14 protein-coding genes and 1 pseudogene are annotated in these 13,842 nt (G+C 40.6%); 13 read left to right on the top strand and 2 right to left on the bottom strand.

Annotated elements, in window-relative coordinates:
• The first annotated feature begins 160 nt into the window (after positions 1-160).
• From MV676_RS02330 to MV676_RS02320, 3 genes are all read left to right on the top strand, one after another.
• On the top strand, positions 161-907 hold the full coding sequence (locus MV676_RS02330; RefSeq protein WP_297444929.1) for an ABC transporter ATP-binding protein: 747 nt from the start codon (positions 161-163) through the stop codon (positions 905-907).
• Complete coding sequence (locus tag MV676_RS02325) at positions 900-1,841, top strand: SufD family Fe-S cluster assembly protein (protein ID WP_297444927.1); 942 nt, start codon at positions 900-902, stop codon at positions 1,839-1,841. The genes MV676_RS02330 and MV676_RS02325 overlap by 8 nt, the downstream gene beginning before the upstream one ends.
• 80 nt (positions 1,842-1,921) lie before the next feature.
• On the top strand, positions 1,922-2,257 hold the full coding sequence (locus MV676_RS02320) for a class II SORL domain-containing protein (RefSeq protein ID WP_022846113.1): 336 nt from the start codon (positions 1,922-1,924) through the stop codon (positions 2,255-2,257).
• Between the two features lie 27 nt (positions 2,258-2,284).
• Here MV676_RS02320 and MV676_RS02315 read toward each other — a convergent pair.
• Positions 2,285-2,587: pseudogene (locus tag MV676_RS02315) on the bottom strand (NifB/NifX family molybdenum-iron cluster-binding protein); the annotation flags it as partial.
• A gap of 213 nt (positions 2,588-2,800) precedes the next feature.
• On the opposite strand from MV676_RS02315, the gene MV676_RS02310 reads away from it, so the two are divergent.
• The 3 genes from MV676_RS02310 to MV676_RS02300 are packed head-to-tail and all read left to right on the top strand — an operon-like array spanning position 2,801 to position 7,445.
• Complete coding sequence (locus MV676_RS02310; RefSeq protein ID WP_297444922.1) at positions 2,801-3,079, top strand: metal-sensitive transcriptional regulator; 279 nt, start codon at positions 2,801-2,803, stop codon at positions 3,077-3,079.
• 12 nt (positions 3,080-3,091) lie between these two features.
• Positions 3,092-6,184, top strand: a complete 3,093-nt coding sequence (locus MV676_RS02305) for an FAD-binding and (Fe-S)-binding domain-containing protein (RefSeq protein ID WP_297444920.1) — start codon at positions 3,092-3,094, stop codon at positions 6,182-6,184.
• Between the two features lie 52 nt (positions 6,185-6,236).
• Positions 6,237-7,445: an outer membrane protein transport protein gene (locus MV676_RS02300; RefSeq protein ID WP_297444918.1), complete on the top strand. Its 1,209-nt coding sequence runs from the start codon at positions 6,237-6,239 to the stop codon at positions 7,443-7,445.
• A gap of 54 nt (positions 7,446-7,499) precedes the next feature.
• Here MV676_RS02300 and bcp read toward each other — a convergent pair whose 3' ends face one another.
• Entirely contained in the window at positions 7,500-7,970 is a 471-nt protein-coding gene (bcp, locus tag MV676_RS02295) for a thioredoxin-dependent thiol peroxidase (RefSeq protein WP_297444916.1), read from the bottom strand.
• A gap of 302 nt (positions 7,971-8,272) precedes the next feature.
• On the opposite strand from bcp, the gene MV676_RS02290 reads away from it, so the two are divergent.
• The 7 genes from MV676_RS02290 (at position 8,273) to hypB (ending at position 13,815) form a co-directional block, all read left to right on the top strand.
• Positions 8,273-9,352, top strand: a complete 1,080-nt coding sequence (locus tag MV676_RS02290) for a hydrogenase small subunit (RefSeq protein WP_297444914.1) — start codon at positions 8,273-8,275, stop codon at positions 9,350-9,352.
• Positions 9,353-9,388: 36 nt separating this feature from the next.
• The gene (locus MV676_RS02285; protein WP_297444912.1) at positions 9,389-11,113 is read left to right on the top strand and encodes a nickel-dependent hydrogenase large subunit; all 1,725 of its coding nucleotides are present in this window, start codon (positions 9,389-9,391) and stop codon (positions 11,111-11,113) included.
• 45 nt (positions 11,114-11,158) lie between these two features.
• Positions 11,159-11,818: a Ni/Fe-hydrogenase, b-type cytochrome subunit gene (gene cybH / locus MV676_RS02280; protein ID WP_297444910.1), complete on the top strand. Its 660-nt coding sequence runs from the start codon at positions 11,159-11,161 to the stop codon at positions 11,816-11,818.
• Positions 11,819-11,931: 113 nt separating this feature from the next.
• On the top strand, positions 11,932-12,468 hold the full coding sequence (locus MV676_RS02275; protein WP_297444908.1) for a HyaD/HybD family hydrogenase maturation endopeptidase: 537 nt from the start codon (positions 11,932-11,934) through the stop codon (positions 12,466-12,468).
• Between the two features lies 1 nt (position 12,469).
• Positions 12,470-12,709, top strand: coding sequence for a HypC/HybG/HupF family hydrogenase formation chaperone (locus tag MV676_RS02270; RefSeq protein WP_022846125.1), 240 nt, complete (start codon positions 12,470-12,472; stop codon positions 12,707-12,709).
• The gene (locus tag MV676_RS02265; RefSeq protein WP_022846126.1) at positions 12,709-13,059 is read left to right on the top strand and encodes a hydrogenase maturation nickel metallochaperone HypA; all 351 of its coding nucleotides are present in this window, start codon (positions 12,709-12,711) and stop codon (positions 13,057-13,059) included. The genes MV676_RS02270 and MV676_RS02265 overlap by 1 nt, the downstream gene beginning before the upstream one ends.
• 9 nt (positions 13,060-13,068) lie before the next feature.
• Complete coding sequence (gene hypB, locus MV676_RS02260) at positions 13,069-13,815, top strand: hydrogenase nickel incorporation protein HypB (RefSeq protein WP_297444904.1); 747 nt, start codon at positions 13,069-13,071, stop codon at positions 13,813-13,815.
• Positions 13,816-13,842: the final 27 nt, after the last annotated feature.

Below are 13,842 nucleotides of genomic sequence, written 5' to 3'. Positions count from 1 at the left end.
CATTCTTTTGTTATAGCAATAATTTATCATAAGTTAAGAGAAATGGGGAGAGGGTTTGGTTAAAATTTAATAGTAATTATTATCAATAACAGTCTGAAGAAGCTTGACATATTAGTATGTTTTAATAAATTCAAGATGGAAACCAGAGGGAGGTAGATGGATGGAACTGCCGATACTTATACTGAATGATGTGAGGCTTGAAATAGAAGGAAAGCCGATTTTAAGGGGTGTTAACCTTCAGATTAAAAAGGGTGAAATACATTCTATTCTGGGTCCTAACGGTGCTGGAAAGTCAACGCTGGCATCTTTAATAATGGGAATTAACGGCCTTAGATTTCCAACGTCTGGAGAAATAATTTTTGAAGATAAGATAATAAACGGTCTTTCAATATATGAAAGAGCAAAACTCGGAATTACACTTGCTTGGCAGGAGCCTGCAAGATTTGAAGGATTAACGGTTGAGGAGTATTTAAGGATTTCCGGCAGGAACAATCCTGATCTTGATGTTGAAAAGTGCCTTTTGGCGGTTGGACTTGATCCAAAACTTTACCTTAAAAGGTTTGTTGATACGTCTCTTTCCGGTGGAGAGAGGAAGAGAGTTGAGCTTGCTTCCGTTCTTGCGATGAGGCCTAAACTTGCGATCCTTGATGAGCCGGATTCCGGTATAGATTTTGCTTCAATGGAGGATATTGCCGGAATGATAAAGGCTTTAAGGGATAATGGTGCAACAGTTCTGATGATTACGCACAGGGAAGAGATAGCGGAAATTTCAGACAGGGCTTCTCTAATGTGTGAGGGAAGAATAGTTCAGACTGGTGAGCCGGAAGAGATAGGCAGAAAGTTTAAAAGCACGTGTCTTAAATGTGAAATAAGAAATCCCGAACTTTTTGGAGGGGAAGATGAATAATGATATTTTAAATACACTTGCAGGTAAGTTCAGACAGATAGGCTTTCCTTCTGAAATTATAGAACAGAGAAAACTTGGTCTGCTGGTTGATAGAAATAGGGTTCTTGTTAGAGAGCCGGCACCGGGTATTAGGCTTGAGGCAAAAGAAACGGAAAAAGGTGCTGAGGTGAAAGTTTATATTGAGCCGGGAACGAAAATAAAAGAGCCTGTTAATGTTTGCTTCACTATGGGTGAAGTTGGAGGTGAGCAGGAAATATCAACGGAGATTCTTGTTGGTGAAGATGCTGATGTTGCGTTTAAGGTTTACGGCATTGTTGCGGATGGTTTAACGGTAAATCACAGGGCAAGAACAAAGGTTATCGTTAAGAAAAATGCAAAGTTTGTTTACGATGATGAACACTACTATGGAGAAAATTCTTCTATCGTTTTAAGAAACTATACAGAGGCAGAGATAGAAGAGGGAGCTTACTATTTTTCTTCGTTTAAAAGAGCAAAGGGAAGAGTTGGAGATGCAGAGATAACTTTAAAGGCAACCGTTGGTGATAGGGCGACGGCGGTTTTTGAAACCAAGCTTCTTGGAAAGAAAGATGATAAAATAAAAGTAACCGATATTATCAATCTTGAAGGTAAAGAATCGAGGGGAATTTCAAAAAGCCGCATTATAGCCCTTGATAAAACGTACGCTGAGTTTGTAGGTGAAACTTACGGAAATGGTTCTTACAGCCGCGGACATATAGACTGTTCAGAAGTTATCAGGGGAAAGGACGTGGTTTTAAAAGCTGTTCCTATTGTTGTTGTAAACAACGAGACTGCAAAGGTTACTCATGAAGCGGCGATAGGAAGTCTTGATAAAAAGCAGCTTGAGACGCTTATGGCCAGGGGACTTTCCGAGGATGAAGCAGTTGATGTTATTGTCCAGGGGATGTTGAGGTAAATGAAAATTAGTGCATTTAATTTGTTCTGACTATATATTTCAATATAGCAGATTAAAACTGTAATTATAAGGAGGGGAAGATGAAAGTTTTTGGTCCGGAGCCTGAAGGAAAAAGAAAGCATACTCCTGTAATTGAAGCACCTGCAAAGGTAAAGAAAGGTGAATGGTTTGATGTTAAAGTTGTAGTTGGAAAAGACATTGCCCATCCGAACACCAAAGAGCACTGGATACAGTTTATTTCTCTTTGGGCTGATGATTTTATAGTTGGAAGAGTTACGCTTGAACCTGAAGTTGCTGCGTCAGAAGTTACATTTAAAGTTAAACTTGAAAAGGATGCAGTTTTAACAGCTCAGGCTTACTGCAACCTTCACGGTCTCTGGCACAGCGAAGAAGTTAAGGTGGAAGTTGAAGAGTGATTCAGCGGGGAATTTCCCCGCTTTTATTTAAAAATGAGAGTAGGATATTTTGATTTTTCCTTTAATGGAAAGTTCAACTGCTTCATCTATTATATTTACGTCGGGGGGTATTCTGTAAACCGCAATTTTCTTCGTTAAAAGTTTTAGAAATGGTGTTTCTGCTATCTCTTTTGTAAGCAGTCCTTCAATGCCGTTTTCACAGAGAAGGTCAGCGGCATTTTTTTCTTCTGTGCAGCCGATGCTGCATCCGCCGCAGGCAAAGATATTCTTTATGGCTTCTATTTCCCCGGTTTCAGTATCAACTTTCAAAATGCTGGAGATGTTCCGAAAAGATAAAGAAACTTTTCTCTAGTTATGTCTGCAGGTATTGCAACTATCTTTTTTAAAGAAATTTTTATAAAATATAAAAATTAGATAGAAATAGTACTGACTTCCTTGACTTTAATCAAACATTCAAACTTGATTATTGTCTTTATATGCTTGACATTTTATTCAGCGGTTATTATACTATACCTCGTAGGGTATGCAGACTGGAGAAAAAGAATGGCAAAATCCGAAGCAAATGAGGAAAAGAAAAAAGTAATTCGGCGGTTAAGAAGAATAGAGGGGCAGATCAGGGGACTTCAAAGAATGATAGAAGAGGGGGGATACTGTGAGGATGTTCTTATTCAGCTTTCGGCTGTTAAAAGTGCTATAGAATCTCTTTCTGTTGCAGTTATGGAATCCTATTTAAAACATTGTTTCATTAAAGAAGGTATTGTACACCCAGAGAGGAAGCAGAAACTTGAGAAACTTCTTAATGTTTTAAAACATCTAAAATAAAAGGAGGGAAAAGTGAGTTACATCTCAGTTCTGAAGGAAACATTTAAGGAAAACTTTGCCGATGACAAATTAAATAAGATTGCCTATAGTCACGACCTTGGTGAATTCCCCCCGCCGGTAAAAAAGATGATGGGTATCAGGGAACCTGATGCCGTAGTCAGAATTTTATCTGAGGATGACGCCAGAAAACTTATAGAGCTTTCTAAAAAATACGGCTTTCATATTGTTCCGAGAGCTAAAGCTTCTTCTGGTTACGGTGGTGCTTTACCAGTTACAGAGGATACCGTTGTTGCTGATCTTGCGTGGATGAAAGAGATAATAAAAATAGATAAAGAGAATCTCACTGCTACTGTTCAACCTGCAGTTGTCTGGAAGGAGCTTGACGAAGAGCTTAAAGCGAGAGGTTTAACGTTAAGGCTTTACCCTTCAAGCTATCCTTCTTCTACTGTTGGTGGATGGCTTGCTCAGGGTGGTGCAGGTATCGGTAGCTATGAGTACGGCTGGTTTAAAGAAAATGTTGTATCTGCGAGAGTGGTTCTGCCTAACGGGGAGGTTCGGGTTTTTGAAGGGCAGGAACTTCTTGATTATGTTGCCGATGCTGAAGGTATTACAGGAATCATTACAGAGATAACGATTAAAGTAAGGCCTCTTGAGGAAGAGAGAGTAAAGGTAATTGCCTTTGATGATGAAGATGGAATTGGCAGTGCGATTAATTTCCTCTTTGACAATAATGTTCCTGTGTGGAGTGTATCTTTTATAAACCCTGCGGCATGCCACGTTAAAAATATTTTTCCTCCTCCTGCGCCCCACGGACATCCAGAGCCTGAGCACAGACCGACACTTCCGGAGAAATACATGCTTATTCTTGCCTATCCTGCTTCAAGAGAGAAAGAGGTAAGTGCGGCGATTGATAATATGGTTCAAAACTTTAAGGGAGAAGTTCAGTCTGAAGAGATAGTTGCACATGAGTGGGAAGAAAGATTCAAACCCATGAAAGTAAAGAGGCTCGGCCCCTCTGTTGTTCCAGCTGAAGTTGTTCTCCCTGCCAAGAGTGTTGCTGAATTCCTCAAAAGGATAAAGAAAGAGATTAAGCATCCTGTTGTTTTTGAAGGGTTTACGGTTAAAGGAGGCACTGTTATTCTTCTTGGCTTTATACCTCACGACATGAGAAAGAAAGACTTCCAGTTTGTTTCCAGCCTTGGTGTCACCGTTTCAAAAATAGGGAAATCTCTCGGTGGTAGAGCAATTACTCCAGGTTACTACTTTGCCCATGAAGCTGAGAAGATTTTTGGTAAGGAGAGAATCCAGAGGCTCAGGAACTTCAAAAAGCAGATAGACCCTAAATCTCTTATGAACCCGTATAAAGTTGTTCAGGCAGGAAAACCTGCAAAAATAATGGCACTTGCAAATGCAGTGGAACCGATTACGAAGGTTCTTGCCAACATGTCAAGCAAGTGTGACTTAAAAGAGCATTTTGAGAGTAAAAAGGGATTTCCCGGTGACATTCTCTGGTATGCTTACTCATGCACCCAGTGTGGTTACTGTGTTGACAGCTGCACTCAGTACGGCGGGTATAAATGGGAATCAACGACACCAAGAAGTAAATGGATGTTCTTAAGAGAGCTTGTAGAAGGAAGGCTTGAGGAAAGTCAGGAGCTTGTTGATATATTCCTTGGATGTACAATGTGCAATTTTTGTGATATTGAGTGTCAAATAGATCTTCCTATTCTTCATGCGTGGGACAGGATGAGAGAAAAATTTGTTCTTAAAGACAAATTTTCTGCTTTTCCTGCTCTTGAGGTTATGGCGGCCGCACTTAAAAAGGAGAACAACGTCTGGGCGGCTCCTTCAAAAGAGAGAGATAAATGGATGCCGGAAGATCTCAAAAAGTACGTTGAGGAAAACAGAGGAAAGACAGACATCCTCTACTTTGCAGGATGCACCGCGGCTTATGTTGAGCCGGATGTTGGAATCGGTGCTATGAGACTTATGAAGGATGCAGGCATCAAGTTTACAAACTTTGGTAAGCAGGAGGCCTGCTGCGGTATTCCGATGGTTGTTGCAGGTAGAATGGATCTTGTTGAGAGAATGTTTGACCACCATACAAAACTTGCAAAGGAGATGGGAATAAAAACTATAGTTACTTCCTGCCCTTCCTGCTACAAAACATGGAAGATTTATTATCAGGAAATAGCGGAGAAAAAGGGAGTTGACTATCCTTTTGAAATAAAGCACTTTACAGAGCTTCTCGCAGATGCTGTTAAGGAAGGAAAGCTTGAATTTGAAAGAAAACCGAAAAATGTAGATGTTGTTACGTATCATGACACATGTAAGCTCGGCAGAACTGTTCCTATTACAGAGCCGCCGAGGGAACTTCTTAAAGTAGTTCCGGGTATTAAGCTTGTTGAAATGAAACATAACAGGGATAAAACTCTCTGCTGTGGTGGTGCCGGAACGCTTGTTAAAAATCCTGAAGTTGCTCATAAAATTGGTCTTAAGAAGCTTAAAGAAGCAACAGATGCCGGAGCAGACACTCTTGCAACGATCTGCCCATGCTGTGAATTTAAGATGAGGGTGGATAGAGACTACCTTGTTGAGGAAGGAAAGTTACCTGAACTTCAAATTGTTGATCTAGCTGCTCTTCTTGCCGATGCTAAAGGTTACGACCTTAAAAGTCCTGAGCCGTGGGTTAGAGAGCTCTGGGGGACTTTTGAGGCCATGATAGCGATAATGGAGCCTCCTGGTATGGCAAGGTTTATGGCTGACTATCTTCCTGAGATGATAGATGCGATGCCTGAACCATACAGGGGTATGATGAAGTTCATGATGTCTGCACCGATGGCTGTAAGAAAAGCCATGTTTGCAGCTATGAAACCGATAATGCCAAAGCTCTTCCCGTCAATGCTTGATGAGATGATGCCAAAGCTTCTTCCAATATTCCTTAAGGGTATGGAAGAGAGAATACCGATGCCTGACTTTTTAAAGAAGGAAATGCCGGATTTAATGCCGGAAGTAATGAAAAATTACATGTCGGGTTATTTGCCTCAGATTATCAAACACTTTATGCCTTACATGGAAAGATACATCATGACAGGTAAAGCTTAATAAATGTCCCTCTATTCGGGGACTTTAAAACTTAACTTTTCTGGAGGGAAACATGAGAAGGAAACTTCTAACACTGCTTGCAGTAGCTGTGGTAGCAGGGGGAATGTCTCAAACAGCATTTGCTACCAACGGTGACGACATGATTGGAGTATCACCAGTATCAAGAGCGATGGGCGGTATCGGTGTAGGTATGCCGATATGTGCTACAGATGCTCTATACAGAAACCCTGCATGGATGTCAAAATCTAAAAATTTTGAGGTTAGCTTTGGTTCAACGCTTTTTATGCCTGATGTAAAGATAACCGCTACTGTGGGAAATGCCACTTTGGCAGATGAAACCAGTAAAGCAGATACATTTGTAATTCCTGAGTTTGCGATTACACAGAGACTTAGTGATAAACTCGTTTTAGGTGTTGGTGCTTTTGGCGTTTCTGGTATGGGAACAGACTACAGAAATGATCCAGCTGTTTTACGGTCAACAAATACCAACTTTTCTTTTATGAGAATGATGCCGGGCATTTCTTATCAGCTAGCGGATAATATTGCTCTTGGTGCGGCTCTCCATATGGCATGGGGTTCTCTTGATATGGGACAGGGATTTTCTCAGGATTTTGGTGTTGGAGCAAGCCTTGGTCTTTCTTATGAAACAAATATGTTTACAGCAGGTTTCTCATATATGTCTCCTATAAAAATGACTTACAAAAGGGTGTATGATTCAAATGGTGATGGAACATTTGAAGATATGAAGCTTGAGCAGCCTCAGGAAGTTGCCGCCGGTGTCGGCGTTAAGCCTATTGATGGATTAAAGGTTGGTTTTGACGTTAGATGGATTAACTGGGCCGGTGCTGACGGATACAAGCAGTTTGGATGGAACAATCAGGTTGTTTACGCTTTAGGTGCTGAGTATCAAGCAACAGAGGCTTTAACTTTAAGAGCTGGTTTTAACTACGCTAAAAGCCCCCTTGATAATGTAGCTGCAGCGTCAAACGCAACACAGACTATAAGTGTTCCTGATCTTGCTGCTAGGTATAATAATTATCAGATTGGAGTTCTTAATGCCCTTGGATTCCCTGCTATTACAGAAACACATCTTACGCTTGGTGCAGGATATAAGTTTACCAAGCATTTTGCAGTTGATGTAGCTTATGTTCATGCATTTGAAAATAACTTTAAAGTTGAAGATACTGCAAACGCCTATCCAACCTACGAAGCTAAAAATTCTCAGGACAGCGTATCCATGGATCTCCACTGGAACTTTTAATCCTGCGGAACCTCCCTCCTCTTCTTCTGGAACCCTCCCTTCGGGGAGGGCTTTTCATTTTTCACTTAACTTCTTCAGCATTTCTAAAACCTTTTCAACATGTCCTTTGACTCTTACATTTTTCCATACATGTGCCACTTTTCCATCAGGATCTATTAAATAGGTTGTTCTTACCACACCGTAATACTCTTTCCCGAATCTTTTCTTGAGTTTCCATGCTCCGTATTCTTCAATCACTTTATGTTCCGGATCACTTAGAAGTGTAACTTTGAGATTTCTCTTCTCTTTAAATTTTTTGTGGCTTTCCACAGAATCGGGACTTATACCTATAACTTCTGAGTTTAGCTTTTTAAATTCGCCTAACTTTTCAGTAAATCCTTCTGCCTCTTTTGTACATCCCGGTGTGTTATCTTTTGGATAAAAATAGAGAACAACCCAATTCCCTTTAAAGTTTTTTAAGCAGGTCTCTTTTCCCGTGTCGTCTTTTAAGCAAAAACCTGGTGCTATTTTCCCTGGTTCTACCATTGATTCCTCCATTCTTTTTTTTATGTTTCTTCCTTCTTTTATCACTTAAGTAAATATTTTACTAGTATATACTTTTGATAAATGTACTTCAAGTTTTTCACAGGAAGTATAAATTATATATAAGATAGAGATCAATGGAAAAGGTGATTCTATAAATGTAACTTTTTAGTATAAAGGTAAAACTGGAGTAACACTAAATCTATATTAGATACAACTAATATAAGAAAGTATTGACTTGTCCGCTAAAGACTCTTATAATCAGATTAAAGTATTGTCCAATCCAAGAAAAGGAGGGTTAAAACATGGACAGAAACATGTTCACGGGGGGATTCCCAGGAACAATTTCCCGTCGTGGCTTCTTGCGTGCTTGTGCTATAGCTACAGCAGTTATGGGGCTTCCGATGGAAATGGTATCGAGGGTGGCTGAAGCTGCAGAAGACCCTAAGAGACCGAGAGTCGTTTGGCTTCATTTTCAGGAGTGTACAGGATGCTCCGAGTCTCTCTTGAGGGCTTCACATCCAGACCTTGCTACCTTAATACTTGATCTCATTGATCTTGAGTACCATGAGTCTCTTATGGCAGGTGCGGGACCTCAGGCTGAAGAAGCTTTTGAGAGGGCTATTGAAAAACCAAACTACATTCTTGTAGTTGAAGGAGCTATTCCAACTGGAGATTGTGAAGATTTCTGTATGATTGGTGGGCACTCTGCCGCTCACAATCTCAAGAGAGCCGCAAAGAACGCTCTTGCAATTATTAACATCGGCACATGTTCAGCTTATGGTGGTATTCCTGCTGCAAAACCGAATCCAACAAAGGCAGTAGGAACTGCTGATATTGTCAAAGATAAGCCAATTCTTAACATTCCCGGTTGTCCACCTAACCCACACAACTTCCTTTCTGCGGTTCTTTACTTCCTCACATTTAAAAAGCTTCCTCCAACAGATATTTACGGAAGGCCGCTTTTTGCTTACGGAAGAAGAATTCATGACCACTGTGAAAGAAGGCCTCATTTTGACGAAGGAAGATATGTTGAGCAGTTTGGTGATGAGGGGCACAGGCTTGGCTACTGTCTCTATAAGATGGGATGCAAAGCTCCAGAAACCTTTTCTAATTGTCCAGTAATTAGGTTTAATGATGCAGAAGTATGGCCTGTTTCTGTTGGTAACGGTTGTTACGGATGTACAGAGCCGAACTTCTGGGATACTATGACGCCATTCCATAAAAGGCTTCCTGGAGTAAGTTTGCCTGTTAAGGGCGGAATAATTGCGAATGCTACTGATATTGGTAAGAAAGCTCTTGGTGTAACAGCAGCTGCTCTTGCTATCCATGCTGGTATTGGTGTTGCCAAAAGTTTGGCAAAAGGTAAAAAAGAGGAAGACTAATTTTTAAAAATAAAAACCCCAGATGGAGGTTAAACTATGGCTAAGAGAATAGTTGTTGACCCTATTACGAGAATTGAGGGTCACTTGCGTATAGAAGTTGCAGTAGAAAACGGCAGAATTAAAGATGCTGTTTCTTCTGCTCAGATGTGGAGAGGGCTTGAAAATATTATTATTGGAAGAGAGGCAGATGATGCCTGGATGTTTGCTCAGAGAACTTGCGGTGTTTGTACAACAGTTCATGCTATTGCATCTGTGAGATCAGTTGAAAATGCTCTAAAATTGGAAATTCCTTATAATGCACAAATGGTAAGGAATCTTATTATTGCAGCTCATACTCTTCAAGATCATATAGTTCATTTTTACCATTTGTCTGCGCTTGATTGGGTTGATCTCATTTCTGCTTTGAAGGCAGATCCAAAGAAAGCTGCAGCAATAGCAGATAGCTATCAGAACTGGAAGCTCAACGGTGATTCTGTATTCAGGGCAGTTCAGGAGAAACTTAAAAAATTCGCATCTTCAGGTCAGCTCGGTATTTTTGCCACTGGCTATTGGGGGCATCCTGCAATGATTCTTCCACCTGAAGTAAACCTTATTGCTGTTACTCATTATCTTCAGGCTCTTGACTTTCAGAGGAAAGCTTCAAAAGTAGTAGGTATTCTGGGAGGAAAAAGCCCTCATATCCAGAATCTTGCTGTTGGTGGCGTTTCTACAGCTATTAATCCTAATAATGATTCGACACTTAACATGGAGAGGCTTGAATATATTAAAATTCTTCTTGATGATGTCAAAGATTTTGTTCAAAACTGCTATCTTCCCGATGTTATTGCTATTGCTTCATTTTATAAAGATTGGCTTGCTTACGGTAAAACAGGTGAATATTATCTTTCCGTTCCTGAACTTCCCCAGGATACAAAAGGTGAGATATTTGATCTTCCAGGTGGAACAGTAATTGATAACAAAGTTACACCTATTAAGAGCTTCTACGATCCATACTTTATTAATAATGTCTATGAAAACATTACTCACGCCTGGTATGACGGCGACTGGACAAGGCATCCTTGGGAAGAAGAAACAGTTCCCAAATATACCGGTTTTGAACCTGACGGAACAGTTAATGAAAATGGCAAATATTCTTGGTCTAAGGCACCAAGATTTAAGGTTAATGGTGAATATGTTCCTATGGAAGTTGGTCCTCTTTCTCAGGTTCTTGCAGGATATCTTCAAGGGCATGCTCTTACTAAGAAATGGGCTGACTACGCACTGAACCAGCTCAGCAGTATGGCTGGAACAAAGGTTACAATTGAAAACCTCAAGTCAACACCGGGTCGCCACCTTGCGAGAGCTATCAGAGCTGCAATGATGGCAGACCTTGCTATCAAGCAGTGGGAGCAGCTTGTTAATAACATTGGAAGAGGTGATCTTGAAATCTTCAATCCACCATCCTATCCGCAGGGAGAAATTAGAGGTTGCGGATTCCACGAAGCACCTCGTGGTGTTCTTTCTCACTGGTGCGTTGTTCACAATGGTGGTATTATGAAAAATTATCAAGAAGTTGTTCCTTCTACATGGAATGCTGGTCCAAGAGATAGCAAGGGACAGAGAGGACCATACGAGAGCGCCCTTATCGGCAATCCTATTGCAGATCCTGAGAAACCTCTTGAAGTTCTCAGAACTGTCCACTCATTCGACCCATGTATCGCATGTGCTGTTCACATGATTGATCCAGAGGGTAAGGAAATAGTTAAAGTTAAAGCTCTGTAATTTGTGGGGGCTTTTGCCCCCTTAACTTCCTCAAGGAGGGAACCAATGGCAGGTCATGGAAAAGATTATGAAAAGGTGTATGTTTGGAGCGTTCTGCTCAGGGTTTATCACTGGGTGTTTGCGCTTTCCATATTTGTCCTGATTGCCACGGGCCTTTACATAGATTGGCCATGGACAAATACATGGATGGAAGGAAGCCATCAGTGGCCTATGGCTATGGCTAGATATATTCATTTTGTTGCAGGAATGCTCTTTACAATGGCTGTTATTACAAGAATTTACCTGTGGTTTTTCGGTAATAAGCATGAAAAGGTGTGGGACTTTGCTCCTATTACGCCGAGGAATATTAAGAACATGATAACTACATCTTTTCACTATGCTTACCTTACTGACAGCCACGAGCACAGAACGGGTCACAATGCTATGGCAGGTATGTCATATATTATGACTATTCTCCTTGCAGTGGTTCAGTTTATTACAGGTTTCTACCTTCTCTATCCTGAAAACAGTTTCTTTGTAAGCCTCGGTTCTATTTTTGGGACTCAGCAAACTGCAAGGTTTATTCACCACATTCTCAACTGGTATTTCGCAATCTTTGCGCTTGTTCACATCTATATTGCTTCCTGGAACGATATTAGGCATCCTGAGGGACTTATATCTTCTATCTTCACAGGGTATAAGTTCTTCCCCAAGGATCATCAATGATTATTAGAATTGGTATATAATTAAGGGGGGAGTTTCTCCCCCCTTATTTTTTGGTGGTTTTACTAAAGGAGAGAGCCCCTTTTGGTAAGACTATCAACTTTAAAGGAGAGAGTATGGAAAAGATTGGCATAATGGGTGTTGGCAACATCCTTCTTGGTGATGAGGGTTTTGGTGTTCATTTTATAGAGTACTTTAAAAAGCGGTATGATGTTCCGGAGAATGTTGAGCTTATAGATGGTGGAACGGCTGGAATATTTCTTTCACCTTTGATAGATTACATAAAAAAGCTCATAATAATTGATGTTGTAGCTGTTGATGCAGAGCCCGGTTCTCTCTTTACTTATGATAAAGAGGATTTTTATATAGATAATCTTCCTCTTAAGCTTTCTCCCCACCAGATAGGACTCCAGGAGGTTTTACTGCTTAACGATATAAAAGGTTCATGTCCTGAATATGTGAAACTTATAGGTGTTGTTCCTGCGTCTCTTGAGCCTGATACAGAGCTTTCACCTATTTTAAAAGAGAAACTTAAAGATGTTGAAAAACTTGTGATAGAAGAACTTGAGGCTCTTGGGGTTAAAGTTAAACCAAAGGCAGCATCTAGCAAGGAAGAGCGGATATGGTGGGAAAGGGATAAAAAGGAGGTTTAGTATGTGCGTTGGCGTACCTATGAAGATAGTGGAGATAAACTATCCTATGGCTGTTGCAGAAGCAAAAGGTGTTAAGAGGAATATAAATTTGATGCTTATTCCCGAAGATGAGGTTAAGGTTGGGGATTATGTAATGGTTCACGTCGGTAGCGCCATAGAGGTTATAAGTGAAGAAGCAGCTAGCGAAATATGGGAAGCGTTAGATGAGCTTATTGAATTTATGGATCAGGAGACTGGCTGATGCACGAAACCTCTCTTGTAATGGGAATGTTTGATAACATCGTGAAGGTTGCAGAAAAAGAGAATGCCAAAAAGGTTTTAAAGGTCAGAGTAAAAATAGGGAAATTGGCAGGTGTTGTGATAGATTCTTTCATTTTTGCCTTTGACTCTTTGAAAGGTGAGTATCCTTATATGAAGGACGCGGTTTTGGAGATAGTGGAAGTTCCTGCTGTTTACAGGTGTTTTGACTGCGGTGAAGAGTTTGAAGTTGATAACGCCTATTTCCCTGAATGTCCAAAGTGCGGTTCTTTAAATGTTATGATGATTTCTGGAGAGGAATTAGAAGTTGTTGATATAGAGATTGATGTTTAGGAGGAGATTATGTGTGACATTTGCGGGTGTGGAACGCCTTCTCATGAACATGAACATACTCATGAGCACAGCCATGAAAGTGTCAAAACCGTTAGGCTTGAAGAGAGTCTTTTTAAGCAGAACGATAAATATGCTGAGGAGAACAGAAAGCATTTTGACGAGAAAAATCTACTTGCCATTAATCTGATAAGCTCTCCCGGTTCAGGTAAAACGACACTTCTTGAAAAGACGGTTGAGAGATTGAAGAATGAGTTTACTATTGGTGTCCTTGAGGGAGACATTGAGACAGAGAGGGATGCTGAAAGGGTAAGGGCTAAGGGCGCTTACGCTGTTCAGCTTACGACAGGAGGTGCCTGTCATTTAGAGGCGCCCCTTGTTCATAAAGGGTTTCACGCTCTTGAGCATCAGCTTGAAGGGAAAGAACTTGACGTTCTCTTTATAGAGAACGTTGGAAACCTTGTTTGTCCAACCTCTTTTGACCTTGGCGAGCATGTTAGGGTGGTTTTGGTTTCTGTGCCGGAAGGTCCTGATAAACCTGCCAAGTATCCAAAAGCTTTTAAAACTTCAGATGTTTTTATAATTTCGAAAATAGATCTTCTTCCCTACTTTGATTTTGATATTGAAAAGGTGAAAAAAGAAGCTCTTTCTCTCAATCCAAAACTTAAGATTTTCACAATTTCGACGGTTACCGGTGAAGGGGTTGATGAGTGGATTGAATATTTGAAAGAGCTTATAAAAAACAAGAAAGGCGTTTAAGGTGAAGGGGCTTTTCCCCTTGCCTTT

The organism is Desulfurobacterium sp. (genome assembly GCF_027028515.1).
Classification (GTDB): Bacteria; Aquificota; Aquificia; order Desulfurobacteriales; family Desulfurobacteriaceae; genus Desulfurobacterium_A.
The sequence above is the reverse complement of the archived record's forward strand: the minus strand, read 5'-3'. Positions and strand labels throughout refer to the sequence as shown.